Origin of the sequence: Micromonospora sp. NPDC049171, from assembly GCF_040648275.1 — a bacterium.
In the GTDB taxonomy this organism is placed as follows: Bacteria; Actinomycetota; Actinomycetes; order Mycobacteriales; family Micromonosporaceae; genus Micromonospora.
In genome coordinates this window covers 22,181-40,384 of sequence record NZ_JBEZDJ010000007.1, presented here as the reverse complement: position 1 = coordinate 40,384, position 18,204 = coordinate 22,181, and the positions used below count along the sequence as shown (strand labels likewise).

The following is an 18,204-nucleotide window of genomic DNA, read 5'->3' as shown; positions in this document are numbered from 1 at the left end:
CCGGTGGTCGTTCGCGGCGACCCGTACCGATGCCCTCGGGAGGGGACAGATGGCGGCGGCAGGCACCGCAGTCGTGTTCGTCCATGGCATGTTCCTGCACGCCGCGTCGTGGACCAGTTGGGTCGAGCTGTTCCGGGCGGCGGGCCATGACCCGGTGAATCCGGGCTGGCCGGGTGAGCCGAGCACTGTCGCACTGGCGCGCCAGGAGCCCGACCGGGTCGCCGGCATCGGCATCGACGACGTCGTCACGCACTACGCACAGATCATCCGTGCGCTCGGCAGGCGGCCGGTCGTCATCGGCCACTCGACCGGCGCCCTGGTCGCGCAGCGACTCCTCGACCAGGGCCTCGCGGCGGCAGCGGTGGCGCTGCAACCTCCACCGATCAGAGGTGTGGCCAACCTCGCGCCGTCGAGCATTCCGGTCGGCTGGCCCCTGCTACGCAACCCGGCCAACCGGCGCCGGGCGCTGTCGCTGACCGCACGGCAGTTCCGCTACAGCCACGGCAACGCGCTCACCACCATCGAATCGGACCAGCTGTACCGGCAGTGGGCCATCCCGTCACCGGGCAGACCGGTCTTCGAGTTGGTGTCCGCGAACCTCTCCCGACGCTCACCGGCCACGATCGACGCTGCCAACCCCGATCGGGGGCCGCTGTTCGTGGTGGCCGGCGGCAGAGACCGCAGTGCTCCCGCGGCAGTCGTCCAGGCCACGGTCAGGCGATACCTCGCCTCGTCGGCGGTCACCGACTACCAGGCGTACCCCGATCGGGGGCACTCGATGCCGGTCGACAGCGGCTGGCGCGAGATCGCCGACGCGACGCTTGTCTGGATTCGACGACAGCTCCACTGACCGCCGGCGGTGCGGGGTCGGCAGGTACACGCCTCGTTCGGATACTCAGGACAACTGAGTACCCGCCCTCAGGTGGCCGTTTCGACCGGCCAATAGTGTTGCCGCGTGGTGACATTCCTGCGTCGGTGGACCCTGCGGACCGCGAGCTTCGCCCTGACCTGGCTCTACACCCTCTACCGGATCCATCCGGCGGTGTGGCGGCTCACGGCCCGTCAGTACCGTCCCTACCTGGGGCGCTTCGCCCGGCTGCACGCCTGGATGACCTGCCAGTTCGCCGCGATCGACGTCCCCGCGTACGGCGACTTCCTCCGCCGCCACCACTGGCGCTTCCGCTGGTTCGACCTGTCGTCGTACCCGCCCACGGACAAGCGGTCGTACGTGCAGGCGTACCCGGAGGCGCAGCGTTGTTGGCACGGCGAGCTCGAGATCGCCGGCAGCGTGGTCGACGAGTCGTCGGGCTCGTCCGGCCAGCCGTTCAACTGGATCCGCAGCCGCCGCGAGCTGCGCTCGGTGCACAAGAACCTGGCCGGCTACGCGACGATGGTGTTCCCGTCGAAGCGGCGGTTCGTCATCAACGCGTACTCGATGGGCGCCTGGGCCACCGGGACCAACACCGGCATCGCCATGTCGGCGATCGCGATGGTCAAGAACACGGGGCCCGACCTGCGCAAGATCGTCGACACCCTGTCGTACTTCGGCCCCGGCTTCGACTACATCGTCACCGCCTACCCGCCGTTCCTCAAACACCTGCGCGACAAGCTCGACGCCGAGGACTTCCCCTGGGCCGAGTACCGCATCAGCGGACTTGTCGGCGGTGAGGGGATGACCGAGGCACTGCGCGACTACCTGGAGGAGCGCTTCGTCAAGGTGCGCTCCGGCTACGGGGCCAGCGACCTCACCATCGGCATCGCCGGGGAGAGTGACTTCAGCGTCTGGGTCCGCCGACGACTGCGTACCGACGCCGCGCTGCGGACCGCACTGCTCGGCGCGGACGAGCACCGGCTGCCGATGATCTTCCAGTACAACCCGCTGGAGACGTACCTGGAGACCACCCCGGACCAGGAGGTGCTCTGCACGATCAACTCCACGGCGGTGCTCAATCCCCGGGTCCGCTACAACATCGGCGACGAGGGCCGGCTGATCTCGTACCCGGATGTCCTGGCCGCGATCACCGACCCCGCGGCGCGGGCCGCCGCGGACCGTGCCTGGCAGGTCGACCGGATGCGTCTACCACTGCTGTTCCTGTACGGCCGCAAGGACAGCACGATCTCGTACATGGGCGCCAACATCTACCCGCAGGACGTCGAGTACGGCCTCTATGCCGGCAATCCCCAGGCGCACCTACTGCAGAGCTTCTGCCTTGCGGTGACCGAGCAGGCCGACCTGGAGAGCCGTCCGGTCGTCAACCTGCAACTGCGCGAGGGCCTGACGCTCGACCCGGCGCAGCGGCGAACCCTCACCGACACCTGCCGCGCGGGGGTGTTGCGCCACCTGGCCGAGGTCAGCCGGGACTTCGCCGAGTCCCTCGCCGAGGACCCGTCCGCGGCGGACCTGCGGGTGGAGGTTCACGAGTACGGCACCGGCCCGTTCGCCGACGCGGCATCGAAAATCAAGAACGTCTACCTGGTGAGGGGCGTGCCGGCATGAGGACCACCGACTTCTCCGCCGCACCCGCGGTGGGCCAGGCGACAGCCATGTTCGTCGGCGCCACCCGCTACCGTGGGCCGCGCTCGATCCTCACGCTCACCCGGACCTGGTTCCGGATGGTCCGGCAGATGAGACGGATGGACGGGTACCGGTGGCACACCGTCTATTACCAGTTCCCGTTCACGCTCGGCACCATCGCCTTCTTCAGCGACCGTGACGCGCTCCTGACGTTCGCCCGCAGCCGCCATCACCGCGACCTCATGTGCTGGGTGACAGATCACGGCACCAAGAACGCGACGGGCGGCTACATCCGCCTCTACAACGCCGAACCCGAGGGCTACAGCAACGGCATCTGGCGCGCCGAGTCCGACGACATGGCACACATCCCGACCTTCACCCCGCTCTCCCGCGAGACGTCCGGCCCGCCGGTGCACCGCGCATGAGACTGGATCCCGTGCGGTCGCGGGCCGACCTGCGGGCATTCGTCGACTTCCCGCTCCGGCTCCACCCGACCGACCGCTACGTACCCCTGGTGTCCTCGGTCATCGCGGCCCACCGCGGCGCCGCCGAGCTGTTCGTGGTCCGCGACCGACGCGGCGAGGTCGTGGGTCGCACCAGCATGCACCGCAGCGCGCCCTTCGACGCCAAGGTCGGCCCCCGACAGCTGTTCGGGCACACCGAGTTCGTCAACGACGACGACGTCTTCGCCACCATCATGGACGCGGTGGAGGCCCGGGCCGGCGGTCGACAGCTGTTCGGGCCGGTGGCCCTGCTGCCCAACCAGACCGGCGGGGTGATCACCTCCGGCTTCGCCGACCGTGGCTTCGTGGACTCGGCGTGGAACCCCGCCTACTACCCGGCCATGTACGAACGGCACGGCTTCCACCGACGCTTCGAGGCCGACACCTGGCTTGTCGACCTCGACGGTACGACCACGGGTGCGGCGCCGACCGTCGACGCCGACCATGGATTCGCCTTCGACGATGCCCGGATCGGCAGCGAACAACTCGTCATCCGGCACGGCTCCCGGCGGCACCTGCGCAGCCAACTGCCGATCCTGCGCCGGATGCTCAACGAGAGCTTCGCCCAGTTGGGCTACTACACCGACATCTCCGCCGAGCAGCTGGCGGAGCAGACCGACGGCCTGGCGTTCCTGCTCGACGAGGCGCTGCTCCTCTGGTTGGAGAAGGCCGGTCGACCCGTCGCGTTCGTCGTCACCGTGCCGGACATCTCCGAATACCTCATGCGCGTCGGCGGCCGGCTCGGCGTACTCAATCAGCTCCGGCTTCTCGCCACCCGTGGCCGGTACCGACGGGACGCCGTCCTCATCATCAAGGGAACCGTGCCCGACGAGCAGGGCAACGGATACCTGACGCTGCTGTCCCGGGAGTTGCACCGCAACCTCGCCCGCAACGGCTACCGGACGCTGCGCAGCACCTTCGTCGAGCGGACGAACGCCGCCTCGGCCGCCCAGTACCGGCGCGCGGGTGGGCGGCCACTGCACGGGTACACCTTCTACGAGCGAGGGGCCGCGGGGTGAGCTGGGTCGAGCAGGTGCGGGCCGCCGAGGCGATCTGCCGGCGGGCACCGAGCGCACACAACACGCAGCCGTGGCGACCGGAGTACCACACCGACGAGATCACCATCGCCGTCGATCCGGCAGGCCGCCTGCCCGACTCCGACCCAACCGGGCGTGACCTGGCCCTCGGCATCGGCGCGTTCGTCGAGACCTGCCTCATCGTCTCCGCCGAACTCGGTCTCACCGTCACCGTGGCGCCAGGTCCACGACTGGTCCCCGCGGCACATCGGTACGCGACTCCGTTCACGATCGCCGACATCGAGGCCCGCCGGGTCGCCCGTGGTCCATACGCGCCCGGGTACGTCGACGACACCGTCCTCGCCGATCTCGAGCCGGGCGTCGCACACGTCCCGACCCGGGATCTCGTAGCGGACCTGGCCGTCGCCGACCGGTGGATGTTCGGCACGCCTGCCGTCGCGGTCGAGTTGCGGGACTGGCTGCGCCTGAGCCCACGCCATCCTCGATATCACCTCGACGGCCTCACCGACCGGGCGCTCAGCCTGTCCCGGCCCGAAGCACGCGTCCTGTCCGCCGTGCTGCGCGCGTACCCGGTCACCCGCCGACTGGGCCTGCCGGCGCTGCTGGCCGCCAGCGGCCGCGGCCTGTTGCGTTACGACGGCAGCGTCCTGGTCCTCCTCGCCGCCGATGGCGAAGACCGGATCAGCGCGGGCCGACGTCTGCTGCGTACCTGGCTGGCTCTCGCCCGGCACGGCCTGGCGGTCCACCCGCTCAGCCAGCTCATCGACTGCCCGGCGACCGCCGGTCGGCTCGCCGAGCGGGTCGCCGGCCTTCCGCTCGCGGTGTTTCGGGTCGGCCGACCCCGCACCGCCCCGGTCCGGTCCGCCCGACGCGGCGAGCAGCCGTCGACTCAGCCGGAATAGCCCTGTCGCACCTTGGCACCTGCTCTCCTGACCGGTGCCCCGGCCGTCAGACGAGCCAGCGACCAGCACGCATCAGGTCACGACCGGTGAGCTCGTTCTCCTCCCGCCACGCCTGTATCCGGCGCGGTGTCACCCGAAAGTACGCGTAACGGGTGGTGCCGACCCGCGCGTCCCAGAGTTTCGCGGCGAATGCGTCGGCCAGATCGCCCGGCACGGTTTCGCGGGAGAACGTCTCGACGGTGCCTTCGACGAGCACCACGTCACGGGTCGGGCCGACCGACATCCGCACCTGGCCGGAGGATCGCAGGTTGCGCGCGGTCGGGCTGGACTCGCCGGTGGCCAGGATGAAGGTGGCGCCGTCCCAGAGAAAGGACAGCGGCACCAGATAGGGGTTGCCCTCCCGGTCCGCTGAGGCGACCCACGCGTCCACATCGTGGTCGAGGCGGGCGAGCGTGTCCTGCTTACGTTGCCGCGGACTGCGCGGTGCTGCGGGCTCCACGACCGAATCCTTCCCTGGTTCGACGATCTGCGTCAGCCCCACGGGCCAGATCCGGCGATGACGCCCCGATACAGCGCAGATTGTCATTGACAAACGTTGCGCGCTCCCGGCAGGTGACTTCTGGATTCGGCGGACCGTCGGTCGCATGGACGGTGCCGACCGGCCCGGTCCCCGCCCTGATCACTCCAGCCCCGCACGCCATGCGTAACGGTGCGCGTCGAGGTAGTCGGCGGTCGCCAGCCAGTAGGCACCGTCCTCGGTCCAGATCCTGGCCCAGGGCTGACGCTGTTGGCGGGCGCCCTCACGCAGCAGGTCGTACATGGCTCTGGCACGGCGGCCCAACAGGTCGGCCAGCGCCGGACGGGAAGCGTCATCGAGACCGTAGCCGTCCACGAACGCCCGCAGCCGTGCCGCGGACTGCGGAACCGTCCGGTCCGCGCGCAGGCCGGCCATGCTCTGGGCGGCGTACGCGAGGTCCCACAGTCGAGAGCCTGGCGCGGCCCCGTCCCAGTCGATCAGCACCCAGCCCCGATCCGACCTGACCAGGTTCCAAGGCGCTACGTCGTTGTGGCAGATCATCTCTTCCCGGTCGGGCGGGATGACCTGGTTCCAGTTTGCGCCGGCCGGCGGTACGAAGCTGGCCAGCGCCTCATGCAGGTGCGCCAGCAGTTGCCCAATCGAGCGCAGCTCCGTGGCGGGGTAGGTGCCGGACGCCGCACCCATCTCGCCAGGGACGTACTCCAGCACCTGCCTGCCCTGCTTGTCCCGGCCCATCGGACGAGGGCACGCGGTGAACCCGACGGCGTGCAGATGGTCGAGCAGCAGGTCGACAGTCTCCGTCCACGGCCCGACGGGCCGGCGAACAGTGTCGCCGATGCGCACGACGCCGGTCGTCACGTTGCCCTTCAACACTTCTTCGCGGTCACTCACCCCGAGATTCTGCCTCCACAACCGGTACGGCAGGTTGTTCGGTATCGACGTGTCGACACCGGATCCGGCCCTTGTCGTCGAGCCCAAGGAGAGCAGCGGAAAGCCCATCGAGATGTCGCCATACCGACAGTATTTTGGGGACCACTCGTCGTGGTCGATATTTTGACGTCAGCTCCCTCAGCCACTCCCGTTCTCCCGAAGCACCGCACATCCCAACGGTAGGGAGTGAACCATCGAAGTAACCACCAAGACCCGAGTGCTGATTCTGTTGCCGCCCTACGCCGTCGGATTGTGGCTGTTCTTCTTCGCGGGGATGAACGGCAGCGACCGCATGGGCATGCTGGCCGCCGTGCTCATCGGGGCGGGCCTGTCAGTCGTGGTGCAGATAACCTGGTTGCGGGGCCGGTTGCGGCCCGGCGGCGCACTCGCCTGGAACGTGCTGAGCCTGACCGGGCTCGGCCTGTTGTTCGGGCTCGTCGGCAGCGGCGAGGGGACGGTCGGTGCTGTCCTGGGCCTCGGTGCCGGTCTCCTCGCGAACGCCGCGTCGATGTGGCTCGGTGACCTGACCCAATTTCGTCAGCGCCCGCGGGTGTTCCTGAGCTACCGGCGCAGTGACTCCGGACAGGTGACTCGGGCGGTCTACGACGCGCTGGTCGAGCGATACGGCCCGCACCAGGTCTTCCTCGACGCGCACTCACTCGTACCCGGCCGCGACTACCGGACCGAACTGCCCCGCGTGGTGCGGCGCTGCAACGTGGTCCTCGTCATGATCGGGCCGTCGTGGCTGGGGGCTTGCGACAACGCCGGTCGGCGGCGGTTGGACCAGCCCAATGATTACGTTTGTCTGGAGATCGAGACGGCGCTGGAGCCTCAGCGCACCGTCGTACCGGTGCTCATCGACGGCGCGGAGCGGCCCCGGCCAGATGATCTACCGGAGAGCCTGGCCGCCCTGCCCTACCGGCAGGGCGCACGCTTACGGCCGGGAGTCGACCTGCCCGACGACATCGAGCTTCTGATCGACCAGTTCGAGGAAGAGCTCAAACATCATCCGCGAGACTCGCTGGCCCTGCTGCCACCCGCTCGGCGATGGCAGCGGCGGTTGGTGATTGGCAGCGTCCTCGTGCTACTGCTGGCTCCGCTCGGCTGGAGCCTGACCGATGGCCTCACCCGCTGGTCACGAATGGTCAACGACGCGGCATTGTCCCCGGACGGCACGCGGCTGGCGACGACCCACGGTCAGGGCGAGAATGTGACGAGCAGCGTGCGGCTGTGGGACGTCACCACCGGCGGGCTCATCGCGGCGCGTGACTTCCCCGCCCGTCGTGATGCCCCGGTCTGGACCGTCGTGTGGTCTCCGGACGGACAGCGGCTCGCGACCGGTCACAGCAGTGGTGAGCTGCGGATCTGGGATGCGGATCGGCTGGAGCCCGGTCCGCCGATACCTGGCCACCAGGGCCGTCTCGACGAGATTTCCTGGTCGGCCGACAGCGATCTGGTCGCCACCGGAGACGGCGTCGGGACGGTCCGGGTGTGGCAGGCGGACACCGGTGCACTGCTCCACCGGGTGGTCCGCGCGCTCGGCGACTCTCGCATCAAGACGGTTGCCTGGTCACCGCGAGCCCGCCGCCTGGCCGTGAGCGGCGGATCCACGCTCTTGGTCTGGGACCTCGACGGTCCGCGGCTGCACGAGGCCTACCGGTACCAGCACACCAAGAACTTCTCCGCAATGGAATGGAACACCGCCGGGACCCGGCTGGTGACCGCGACCTACCAGTCCGCTTACGCTGACAAGTCGCCTAACCTGCAGGTGTACGAGATCGGCGACCGCACCATGACGGAGGTGTCCGGCACCACCGGCGATGTGAGTGATCCGCATTGGGCGCCGAACGGCGACAGCCTTGCCTGGTTCGAGTTGAACGACTACACGGTCCGGATCTGGAACGCGGACACCCGGGAGCTTGAGCAGGTCCTCGGCGTGTTGTACATCTACGACGCGGATCTGCGGTGGGCGCCGGGCGGCATGGCGCTGGCCTCAGCACACAAGTCCCAAGTGCTGGTGTGGGCGAGGGACGGACAGCGGCGAGCCGACCTCACCGACCACGTCGAACACGCGGATGTGGTGGGTTGGCCCGACGACCGACATGTGGTGACAGTCCAATCGACCGAAGTACGGGTGTGGGACGTCGACCACGAGCGCACCGATGCCGTCTGCGAGATGTCCCTGTGGGAGGGCCTGCGCCACTACTGATTCACCGCTTGGCCTGCGCTGCGGGCCGGGATTGTTGTTGCCAGGGATCGCCGCGAGCGCCGTCGGCGAGGTGCTGTTCGTAGCTGGACACCTTGCCGTTGACGAGATCGAGGCAGTCGGTCAGACGTGCGAGCTGCTCGGTGATGTGGCGTTGGTGTTCGCGGAGCAGTTCGAGCCGTTGCGCCTCGTTGCCGGTGCCCTCGCGGACGAGCTGGGCCAGGCGGCTGATCGTCGCGAGTGGCATCCCGGAGGCCCGGAACTTCACGCAGTTTGCCACCCACTCCACGTCCCAGGCGCTGTAGACGCGCCTGCCGGAGGTGTCCCGCCGCACGTCGCTGGCGAACAGGCCGGCACGCTCGTAGAGCCGGAGCGTGTGCACGCTCAACCCGGTAAGCCGCGCCACCTGTCCGATGCTCAGACCCCCGTCCGTCATGGCGTCGACGGTAGCCCGTGGACCGCGCAGCTCGTTGACCTAGACCTCGGTCTAGCACCTAGCGTCCGTGGCATGACCAGCGACACGACCCACACCATGTTCGGCGCCCACAGCACGACCGCGGACGTCCTCGCCGGAATGGACCTCAGCGGTAGGACCGCCGTCGTCACGGGCGGCTACTCCGGCCTCGGTCTCGCCACGACCCGTGCGCTCGCGCAAGCCGGGGCTCGGGTCGTCGTTCCAGCGCGCAGGCCGGACGCGGCGCAGCAGGCGCTCGCTGGCGCGGCCGACGTCGAGATCGGTCACCTCGACCTCGCCGACCTCGCCTCCGTCCGTGCGTTCGCCGAACGGTTCCTCCGCAGCCATCCCGCCCTCGACATCCTGATCGCGGGTGCCGGGGTCATGGCCTGCCCGCAGACACGGGTAGGGCCCGGCTGGGAGGCGCAGTTCGCGATCAACCACCTCGGCCACTACGCGTTGACGAACCTGCTGTGGCCGGCGCTCACCGCCTCCGGCGCTGCTCGGGTCGTCTCGGTCGCCTCCGGGCGTGACCCGTCGTGGCGGATCCGGTGGGACGACGTGCAGTTCGAGCGCGGCTACGACAAGTGGGAGGCCTACGCCCAGTCCAAGCTCGCGAACATCCTGTTCGCCCGCCATCTCGACCTGCTCGGCGAGCCGTGCCGCGTCCGCGCGTTCTCGGTCAATCCCGGCTATGTCCGCACGCCTCTGCAACGACACCTCGCCGTCGAGGAGATGGTCGCCGCCGGCTGGATCGACACGGACGGGACTCCCGCGCCGGGCCTGTTCAAGACCGTCGAGCAGGGCGCGGCGACCCAGGTCTGGGCTGCCACGTCACCTCAGCTTGAGGCGTGCGGCGGCGACTACTGCGTGGACTGCCACCGCACCGACGGCAGCCCCACCGACAGCGGCGCGGCAGCCCGCCTGTGGGCGCTGTCGGCCGAGCTGACCGGCCTCGATCTCGTCGGCTGAGCTGACCGGCCTCGATCTCGTCGGCTGAGCCTCGTCCGTTCGTGGTCACGGGTGCCCCGCGGTGCTGCCGGCCGCGCGCGGACCGCCGGGAGGTGACCCCGCGCGGTCAGGGCGGATGCCCGTTCGACGGAGACCGCGCTGGCGGATCATCGCGACAGCGCCGCCCGTTGTCGGGAGTCCATCCATGCGTGCCCATGCAAGCCTTGCGTTCACGAACTTCGATGTCCGGGTCCCGGCTCAATGGGGAGCGTCGGTGCACCGCGGGCGGTGGTGGGAGGAGACTTCATGCGCGGACGCAGATGGGCGACCCTGGTGGTGGGCGCGACGCTCGCACTGGGTGGGCTGGTGGGGATCGGCGCCACTCCGGCTGCGGCGGACCCGCAGGGCGGCACGCTGCGCAATGTCTACTCCGACGGCCAGTTCTGCAACAGCTACGGCAGCGAGGGCGTCCGGACCGGCCTGTGGAGCTGGTACTACTGCGAGTACCGCCAGTACGGCCCCAACGCCCCCGGCTTCTACTTCCTCTGGAGCTTCACCTACTAGTGCTGTGACCACTAACGTTCACCGGGTTGTCGGTGGTGTTGTGGTTCCTCGCCCAGCCGTTGTCGGAGCGAGCGACTCCCCACCGGTGGTGGGGCGGGCCTCAGCCGGCCAACCGACCCTGACACCGCTGGTGGGCGGCGTGGGTCACGCCGGGACAGCCCGGCACCGGGAAGGTGTCGGCCTGCTCGACGGTGCGTGATGACCGCACCCGTGTCGGGTGCGGTGGTGGTGACGCCGCCCGGGGTCCGGGTGGCGATGGTGAACGCCGCGGCAACATCACGATGCCCGACGAACCCGCAACTGCTGCACACCATGGTCCGCCCGCGGGGCTTGACCACTCTGCGCCGGCACACCGTGCATCTGGTCGACGACGTACCCCGCTCATCGACCAGATGCACGGTGATCCCGGCCAGCTCCGCCTTGTCCTTCAGGACCGCGATCGCCCGGCCGAGTTGCCACTGCCGCAACCGCAGGTTGTGCCGCCGACCCGCCGGCAGATCGAGGACACCACGCGGGTCACCGACGGTCAGCGTCCCGACCCGGTGCTGCACTGCCCAGCCGATCACGGTCTTCGCGGCCTCGTGCCCGGCCTGCCGCACCCGACGCCGATGCCGCCCCTGCATCAGCCGAGCCCGCCGGCGGGTCTTGCGCCACCGCCGCGAACCCCGCTGGCCCCTCTTCGGCGCACGGGCCGCGGTCGCCCGGCGGCGGCCTTTCGTGTCGGCCAGGTGCTGACGGTGCTCGGCGCGGATCGCCCGCCCGGACACCAGCAACATCTGCCCATCACCGGCTGCCACCGCGTACGGGTGAATGATGCCCAGGTCGACCCCTGCGACCCGCCCCCGCTCCGGCTCCTGACCCGCAGAGTAGGTCGCGACCGGAAGCTCCGCGGTGACCTCGACCCACAACCGCCCCTGATCGAACACCAGCGTCACTGACCGCACCGCATCATCAGGGTAGGGAACCGCCCGGTCCAGGCGCACCACCAGCGGCGGGCTCCCGGCCGAGGTCGGCAACCGCAGCCGCCGCTCACTCAGACCGAACGTGCCGTGATACCAACGGACCGGCATCAACGACCGTCGCCGCCGCGGATACCGCACCTCACCATGCCCCGCCCTACGGCGGGCGGCAGCGCTGAACCACGCATCAGAATAGCGACGCAACACCGACCGGGCGCCGGTCGAGTCGAGCTCACCGAACGTGCCCGGACCAGACGCAGCGAGCAGTCGACACAACTCCTGATAGCTCGCGACCGGCCGATCTTGACGACGATGCCGCCAGCTGTTGTATTCCAATACACACGCCCAAAGATCCCCGGCCGCGCGGAGCAGGCCGAAGCAGCGTTGCCGCTGCGCCCGGGTCAGACGCAGGCCGACCCGGGCGGTGCGATGCACCACCCGCGGCGCCACCGAATCCCTACGTCTGGGCATATCCGAAGCCAACCACGAGGGTCTGACACAACCCGGCCAACGTTAGTGGACACAGCACTAGCTGGACGGCCCAGGAAGGATCGGCCAGATATTTGCGTGGCGCGCATATTTGCGCGCCACGCAAATAGTGCTACCGTGGTGGCATGACGGGGCTACGGGAGCGCAAGAAGGCCGCGACGCGGGCGGCGCTCGGCTGGGCGGCGATCCACCTCACCGTGGAGCGCGGCTTCGACAACGTCCGCGTCGAGGACATCGCCGAGGCGGCCGGGGTGTCCCCGCGCACCTTCAACAACTACTTCTCCAGTAAGGCCGAGGCCATCGCCTCGCGCCATCTCGACCGCAGCCGGCGCACCGCCGCCGCGCTGCGCGAACGCCCCGCCGACGAGCCGCTCTGGGCGGCGCTGACCCAGGCCGCGCTGGAGCAGTTCACGCGCGGCCCCGAGGTCGAGGCGATGCCGTCCCCGCCACACGACCAGTGGGCAGCCGGCGTCCGCACCATGCTCGCCGAGCCCGCGTTGCAGGGCGAGCGGCTGCGCGCCGTCGCGATCGCCGAGGCCGAGTTGGCCGCCGCGGTCGCCGAGCGCACCGGCACCGACCTCGCCACCGACATGTATCCGCGGCTCGTCGCCGCCGCCGCCAGCGCGGCCGTCGCCGTCGCCATGCAGCACTATCTCGACAGCGCCGATCCGCCCGCCCCGATCGAGCGCCTCATCACCGACGCTTTCACCCAGGTCGCCGCCGGCCTCCCGGCACCGCCCCGCTGAGCCCCGACACAACCTCACTTACCTCTCCAGCCGCGGCACACGCGGCGGGCCGGCCGCGCGCCGCGCCCGCCGTGGCGATGACGCACGCCCAGAACGGATCACGATAATGATCGATGTCCTGATCGTTGGCGCCGGCCCCAACGGCCTCATGCTCGCCTGTGAGTTGGCCCTCGCCGGCGTCCACCCCGTCGTCCTCGAACGCCACGCCGCGCCCACCGGCGAGCCCCGCGCCAACGGCCTCGTCGGCCAGGTCGTCCGCCTGCTCGACCGCCGCGGCCTGTACGCGCGGCTCAGCGGCACGAGCACCCCGCCGACCCCCCAACCAGCCTTCGTCTTCGGCGCGTTCCCGCTGGATCTCACGATGCTCACGGAGAACCCGCACTACGTGCTCGGCGTGCCGCAGGCCCAGCTCGAGGCCGCCCTCGCCGCCCGGGCCGCCGAGCTCGGCGTCGACCTGCGCCGCGGCCACGAGGTCGTCGACCTCCGCCAACGCCCCGACGCGGTCGAGGTTCACCTCGCCGACGGTACGCAGCTCACCTCCCGCTTCCTCGTCGGCGCCGACGGTGGTCGCAGCGCGGTGCGCCGCCTCGCCGGCATCGAGTTCCCCGGCGCCACCGTCGACCGGTCGATATCCCGCACCGCCACCGTGACCGTCCCCGCGTCAGCTCTCGATCCCGAGACCGGCGGTCTGCGGGTTCCCGGCTACGGGGTCGTCCCGCCGTTCCAGCACACCCGCACCGCCCGCGGCCTGATCGCCTGGGCCCCGTTCCCCGGCCGCCCGGCGATCCTCAGCACGACGGAGTGGCCCGACACGCCCACAAACGACGAGACCCCGATGGACCTGGCGGAGCTACGCGCCAGCGTCGCCCGGGTGCTCGGCGCCGACGCCCCCCTCGACGCGCCGGACGGCCCCGGCCTGCTGCGGCGGCTGACCGGCCGCAACACCCGCATCGCCGCCCGCTACCGCGCCGGCCGGGTGCTGCTGGTCGGCGACGCCGCGCACGTGCACCCCGCGATCGGCGGCCCCGGGCTCAACCTTGGCCTCCAGGACGCGGTCAACCTGGGGTGGAAGCTCGCCGCCACGGTACGCGGCTGGGCACCGCAGGGCCTGCTCGACACGTACGAGACCGAGCGTCGCCCCGTCGCCGAACGGGTCGTCATGTCCACCCAGGCACAGTCGGCGCTCATCGGCCCCGGCGACGAGATCACCGGCCTGCGGGAGCTCTTTGCCGAGCTGCTGCGCAAGCCGGAGGTGACCGGGCACATCGCGGCGCTGATGTCCGGCGCGGACATCCGCTATCGGGCCGACCCCGCCGACCCGTTGGCCGGCCGCTTCGCCCCCGACGTGATCGTGCACCGCGACCACGGCCCGATCCGCCTCGCCGAGCTGACCCGCGCCGCCCGGCCGCTGCTGCTGGACTCCACGGGCGTGTACGCCGAGGTCGCCGCGCCGTGGCGAGACCGGGTCGACGTGGTCACCGGCCCACTGGAGGGCACGACCGCGACCGCGATGCTCGTACGCCCCGACTGCTTCGTCGCCTGGTCCGCTGGGGATGCCGGTACGCTGCGCGCCTCGCTCACCCACCACTTCGGCGTCCCACGATGAGGAGGCAACCACGATCGCGGGTGGACGCGGATCAGGGTTTCCGGCGTAGTTCGCGCAGCACGCCGTGCCGGCGCACGGCCCAGGCGAGGCGTCGGACGCTCGGGTGCCTGACGAACAGCACCGCCACCTGACGGATCAGGCCGAAACGGTTGTCGCTCGCCTGGTTGTCGACAGCCTGCCAGATCAGCTCGCGCACCCTGGCGTTGTCCAGCACCGCCCGCAGCTCACGCCGGACCGCGGGGTCCTCGGCCGCGGAGGCGAAGGCGGCGACCTGACCCGGCTTGTCCGCCAGCGGCTCCAGCGCCGCCGCGACGAGTGGCCGGCGTACCTCGTCCTGCTCCAGCAGCAGCAACACGGCCTCCCGGATCTCGATCGTGTCCAGGGCGGACCGCAGCAGGCTCAACAGGCTGCGCTCCACCTCGCGGTCGTGATCGGCGGCGGACAGCGTGGCCAGCAGCACCGCCACCTCGTCGAGGTCGATGAGGTGGCGCAACGCGCTGCGGAACTCCGGCAGCCCCCAGGCAACCTGCAAGGCCTTGACGAGATTACGGTTCATGAACCATCCGCTACCCGAAAGCGACGGCCGGCGAAACCCGTGGCCGGCCGCAGGTCCGCGCGGCTGCCACCGGCGGCCTTGCGCTGCCCGTAGGGCTTGGGGCGTCCGCCGACGGCAGGGGTTCGCCGAGCAAAGTCGCGCCGACCGGTAAACCGTGCGAGCCGATCCGGTGTCTTGCAGGTTGACGAGGCTCGGGAGGGCGGATGAGTGATTCGCGTGGGGCGGAGTTCGACGACTTCGTGCGTACTCGGTCGGTGGTGTTGTTGCGGGTTGCCTTCCTGCTGACCGGGGACCGGCACGCGGCGGAGGACCTGCTTCAGGAGGTGCTGGAGCAGGTGTACGTGCGCTGGCGTCGGGTGCAGAGCAGCCCCGAGGCGTACGCGCGACGTGCGCTGGTCAACCGGTCGATCAACCGGTGGCGTTGGCGTGCCCGGCGTCCGGAGCGGGCGTTGGGTGACCACGACGGGGTCGCCCGGGACCATGCCGACGCCGTCGCGGTTCGCGAGCTGGTCGTCGGGGCGCTGCGGGCGTTGCCGGCCCGGCAGCGGGCCGTGGTCGTGCTCCGTTACCTGGAGGATCTGCCGGTCGCCGACGTCGCGGCGGCGATGGCCTGCTCCGAGGGTGCGGTGAAGAGTCACGCCTCGCGTGGGTTGGCGCGGCTGCGGGAGGTGCTGGCGGATTCGAGTCTCGCCATGCCCATCACGGAAACCGGGAGTGCGCGATGACGATGAACGACAGTGAGGTGCGCGAGATCCTGCAGCGCGCGACGGATGACCTGGTCGCCCCGGCGGGTCTGCTCGGCGCGGTGCGCCGGGGCGGGCGGCGCCGAGTGGTGCGCCGCCGGGCGGTGTTGGCGGCCGTGTGCGTGGCCGTGGTGGCCCTCCCGGTGGCTGGCGGACTTCGGCTGGCCGGCGACGCGGGAGACGCCCAGGTCGCCGCACCGCTCTTCGACGAGCCCACGCGCGGTGACCTGGCCGCCGACGAAGGCTACCTGCGGCAGGTCCGCACGACATGGGATCGTCATCTGAAGCAGATCGGAGAGCCGACGAGCGGCCCGCCGCACGTCGTCTGGGCCGGCAGGACACCTGCGGGGCCGGCCGCCTACGTCGCCGACGGCACCCTGCGCCCCACGACCGTGGGGTTCGTCGAACCCACCGCCGACGGGCCGCGCGTCGGTACCCTGACGCAGGTCGGCGACTCGGGGACGGACGGCCTCGAGCAGGCCACACTGCTCGGGTCCCAGCGCGACGTGCTCCTCGTCCTCGACTTCGGACAAGCTGTGGAGTTCTCCCCGGAGTTGCGCTTCCGGCCCGATGGCAAGGTCGAGCGGACGTTCACGCCGGTGGCGTTCCGCGACGGCGCGGCGGTGCTGTCGGTGCCCCCACAGCGCACGAAGCTCACCGTCGCGCTCGCCAGGACGCCAGTCGACCGGAGGAACGCACTCCACATCAGCAACACGTCGCTCGTCCTCTTTCCCGACGGGAAGGACCGGCCGGCGGCACCGCTCTTCCGCCACACGTTGCCCGGCGCCGAGCAGGTGTGGGGCAGCGACCCGGCTGCCGAAGACGTGAGCGCGCCCGCCGAGGCCATCGCGGACTACATCGACCCGGTGGGCTCGCACACGCACAACGGGTCCCCCCGGCTGTCGGTCTACGGGGCAACCCCGGACGGTCGCCGGCTCCTCGTGGAGAGCATCCAGTACGACGACCACCCCTCCTGCGTCATCGCCTTGCTCGCCGGCAGGAACCTTCCCTTCGAAGCGGTGGCCAGCACGACCACGGACTGGCTGGCACCCCTGCCGGTACGGCTACGACTGCCCGACGACCAGGGCATCTTCGTCGCCGCTGAGGGGTCGGCGCTGAGCTACCGGATCGGCGACGGGCAGTGGCAGGACGCCGGCCGCAACGCGGCACTCCTACCCGCCACCGCCACCGACGTCCGGGTCACCGACGCCGACGGGACCGCGACGAGCGTCCCCGTCGGGCCCTGATCCCGCAGACCGGCCGCCGGCAGCCCCGCCGGCGGCCGGCGCGGTGGCCGGCAGTCGAGATGCCTCACCTGCTTCGCGGGAACGCGTGCGGTGTGTTGCTGAGCCTCGCCGCGCGTCCACGGCGAGCAGCAGGAGCGCGGCCAGCGTCAGCAGCCCACCGGCGAGGGCCAACGTGCGTGCCCCCGAGGTGGGCAGGAGGGCACCGCCGAGCAGTGAACCGCCCGCGATGCCGGCGTTGAAGGCGGTGCTGACGCCGGCCGACGCGATGTCGGTGCTGCCCGGGGCCAGGTGCAGCATCCGGTTCTGCACGGCGGAGCCGAACGCCGCGTAGGCGAGGCCGATCCCGGCCAGGAGCGCGACCGCGCCGGGCCGGAGCGCGCCGAACGCGTACAGGCCGAACAGCGCGGCCGTGCCGATGCCCAGCGGCGTCAGCAGGGAGGCGATCGGCCGGGTGTCCAGGGTCCGCGCCGCAGCCAGGGTGCCGACCACCCCGGCGGCACCGGCGGCGAACAGCAACGGCGCGAGCAACGCGTCGGCGAAGCCGCTGACATCCAGCAGGAACGGTGCCACGTAGGTCTGCAGGGTCAGGAAACCGCCGATGCCGAGGGCGGTCGCGACAAGCAACAGGATGAAGCGTCGCCCGTCCGGTGCGGTGCCCCGGGCGGCGCCACCAGCGGCCGGGGGATAGGAGGGCAGGAAGACGAGCACCGCGGCGGCGACGGCCAGACCGACCCCGGCCAGCGCCGCGAACGCCGCCCGCCAACCGGCGTGCTGCCCGAGCCAGGTGCCGAGGGGTACGCCGAGCACCGGGGCCAGCGTCGCCCCGGTGGCGAACAGCGCCACCACCCGGCCGCGTACCGCCACCGGAAAGGGACCGGTCACGGCCGCCGTGGCGACGGACCAGAACAGGGCCTGCGCGAGGGCGGTGGCGAGTCGGGAGCCGGCCAGCACGGTGTACGTCGGCGCGAGCGCGGCGGTGCCGTTCGCGGCGGCGAACAGGAGCATCGTGCCGCCGAGCAGGTGACGTCGGGGGATCCGCCGGGTCAGCCGGGCCAGCGGCACGGAGGCCAGCACGACCACGACGGCGTATCCGCTGACCAGCAGACCCACCTGGGAACGGGACCTGTCGAGATCGGGTGCGATGTGGGTCAGCAGACCGACGGGCAGCAACTCGGTCGTGATGAACGCGAACGCGGCGAGGGAGAGCGCGACGAGCACGGCCCTGGCCCTGCGCGGCGACACCTCCGGCACCCGTCGC

The 18,204-nt window shown here is 70.9% G+C and carries 18 protein-coding genes; 12 read left to right on the top strand and 6 right to left on the bottom strand.

What is annotated here, in order from left to right; translation table 11 throughout:
- Positions 1-49 precede the first annotated feature (49 nt).
- From AB0B14_RS10885 to AB0B14_RS10865, 5 genes are all read left to right on the top strand, one after another.
- Positions 50-850, top strand: a complete 801-nt coding sequence (locus AB0B14_RS10885; RefSeq protein ID WP_357522317.1) for an alpha/beta fold hydrolase — start codon at positions 50-52, stop codon at positions 848-850.
- A gap of 105 nt (positions 851-955) precedes the next feature.
- A complete protein-coding gene (locus AB0B14_RS10880; protein WP_357065118.1) occupies positions 956-2,497 on the top strand; it encodes a phenylacetate--CoA ligase family protein in 1,542 nt (513 codons plus the stop codon).
- Positions 2,494-2,940 carry a DUF4188 domain-containing protein gene (locus AB0B14_RS10875; RefSeq protein ID WP_357065119.1) on the top strand — a complete coding sequence of 149 codons (447 nt, stop codon included), beginning with the start codon at positions 2,494-2,496 and terminating at the stop codon, positions 2,938-2,940. The genes AB0B14_RS10880 and AB0B14_RS10875 overlap by 4 nt, the downstream gene beginning before the upstream one ends.
- Entirely contained in the window at positions 2,937-4,037 is a 1,101-nt protein-coding gene (locus tag AB0B14_RS10870; RefSeq protein WP_357065120.1) for a hypothetical protein, read from the top strand. Before AB0B14_RS10875 ends, AB0B14_RS10870 begins: the two co-directional genes overlap by 4 nt.
- A complete protein-coding gene (locus tag AB0B14_RS10865) occupies positions 4,034-4,957 on the top strand; it encodes a hypothetical protein (RefSeq protein WP_357522316.1) in 924 nt (307 codons plus the stop codon). The genes AB0B14_RS10870 and AB0B14_RS10865 overlap by 4 nt, the downstream gene beginning before the upstream one ends.
- Before the next feature lie 46 nt (positions 4,958-5,003).
- Here AB0B14_RS10865 and AB0B14_RS10860 read toward each other — a convergent pair whose 3' ends face one another.
- Both AB0B14_RS10860 and AB0B14_RS10855 read right to left on the bottom strand, forming a co-directional pair.
- A complete protein-coding gene (locus AB0B14_RS10860; protein ID WP_357065124.1) occupies positions 5,004-5,456 on the bottom strand; it encodes a pyridoxamine 5'-phosphate oxidase family protein in 453 nt (150 codons plus the stop codon).
- A 180-nt stretch (positions 5,457-5,636) separates the two neighbouring features.
- The gene (locus AB0B14_RS10855; RefSeq protein WP_357522315.1) at positions 5,637-6,386 is read right to left on the bottom strand and encodes a phosphotransferase; all 750 of its coding nucleotides are present in this window, start codon (positions 6,384-6,386) and stop codon (positions 5,637-5,639) included.
- A 547-nt stretch (positions 6,387-6,933) separates the two neighbouring features.
- Here AB0B14_RS10855 and AB0B14_RS10850 point away from each other — a divergent pair.
- Positions 6,934-8,634, top strand: a complete 1,701-nt coding sequence (locus AB0B14_RS10850; protein WP_357065127.1) for a TIR domain-containing protein — start codon at positions 6,934-6,936, stop codon at positions 8,632-8,634.
- 1 nt (position 8,635) lies between these two features.
- Here the strand turns inward: AB0B14_RS10850 and AB0B14_RS10845 are convergent, their stop codons facing one another.
- The gene (locus AB0B14_RS10845) at positions 8,636-9,067 is read right to left on the bottom strand and encodes a MerR family transcriptional regulator (protein ID WP_357065129.1); all 432 of its coding nucleotides are present in this window, start codon (positions 9,065-9,067) and stop codon (positions 8,636-8,638) included.
- A gap of 72 nt (positions 9,068-9,139) precedes the next feature.
- On the opposite strand from AB0B14_RS10845, the gene AB0B14_RS10840 reads away from it, so the two are divergent.
- Complete coding sequence (locus AB0B14_RS10840; RefSeq protein ID WP_357522314.1) at positions 9,140-10,057, top strand: oxidoreductase; 918 nt, start codon at positions 9,140-9,142, stop codon at positions 10,055-10,057.
- Between the two features lie 285 nt (positions 10,058-10,342).
- On the top strand, positions 10,343-10,600 hold the full coding sequence (locus tag AB0B14_RS10835) for a hypothetical protein (protein WP_357065133.1): 258 nt from the start codon (positions 10,343-10,345) through the stop codon (positions 10,598-10,600).
- An 11-nt stretch (positions 10,601-10,611) separates the two neighbouring features.
- On the opposite strand, the gene AB0B14_RS10830 is transcribed toward AB0B14_RS10835, so the two are convergent.
- Entirely contained in the window at positions 10,612-12,030 is a 1,419-nt protein-coding gene (locus AB0B14_RS10830) for a transposase (protein ID WP_357522313.1), read from the bottom strand.
- 143 nt (positions 12,031-12,173) lie between these two features.
- Between AB0B14_RS10830 and AB0B14_RS10825 the strand changes: the two genes are divergently transcribed.
- Together AB0B14_RS10825 and AB0B14_RS10820 are read left to right on the top strand one after the other, a co-directional pair.
- Positions 12,174-12,794, top strand: coding sequence for a TetR family transcriptional regulator (locus tag AB0B14_RS10825; protein ID WP_357522312.1), 621 nt, complete (start codon positions 12,174-12,176; stop codon positions 12,792-12,794).
- Between the two features lie 106 nt (positions 12,795-12,900).
- On the top strand, positions 12,901-14,400 hold the full coding sequence (locus AB0B14_RS10820) for an FAD-dependent monooxygenase (protein ID WP_357522311.1): 1,500 nt from the start codon (positions 12,901-12,903) through the stop codon (positions 14,398-14,400).
- Positions 14,401-14,431: 31 nt separating this feature from the next.
- On the opposite strand, the gene AB0B14_RS10815 is transcribed toward AB0B14_RS10820, so the two are convergent.
- Positions 14,432-14,956: a hypothetical protein gene (locus tag AB0B14_RS10815; protein ID WP_357065137.1), complete on the bottom strand. Its 525-nt coding sequence runs from the start codon at positions 14,954-14,956 to the stop codon at positions 14,432-14,434.
- Between the two features lie 203 nt (positions 14,957-15,159).
- Here AB0B14_RS10815 and AB0B14_RS10810 point away from each other — a divergent pair, with 203 nt between their 5' ends.
- Positions 15,160-15,681, top strand: a complete 522-nt coding sequence (locus AB0B14_RS10810; RefSeq protein ID WP_357065139.1) for a SigE family RNA polymerase sigma factor — start codon at positions 15,160-15,162, stop codon at positions 15,679-15,681.
- Entirely contained in the window at positions 15,678-16,946 is a 1,269-nt protein-coding gene (locus AB0B14_RS10805; RefSeq protein WP_357522310.1) for a hypothetical protein, read from the top strand. The genes AB0B14_RS10810 and AB0B14_RS10805 overlap by 4 nt, the downstream gene beginning before the upstream one ends.
- Here AB0B14_RS10805 and AB0B14_RS10800 read toward each other — a convergent pair.
- Entirely contained in the window at positions 16,872-18,197 is a 1,326-nt protein-coding gene (locus tag AB0B14_RS10800) for an MFS transporter (protein ID WP_357522309.1), read from the bottom strand. The two genes, AB0B14_RS10805 and AB0B14_RS10800, sit on opposite strands and share 75 nt — an antisense overlap.
- Positions 18,198-18,204: the final 7 nt, after the last annotated feature.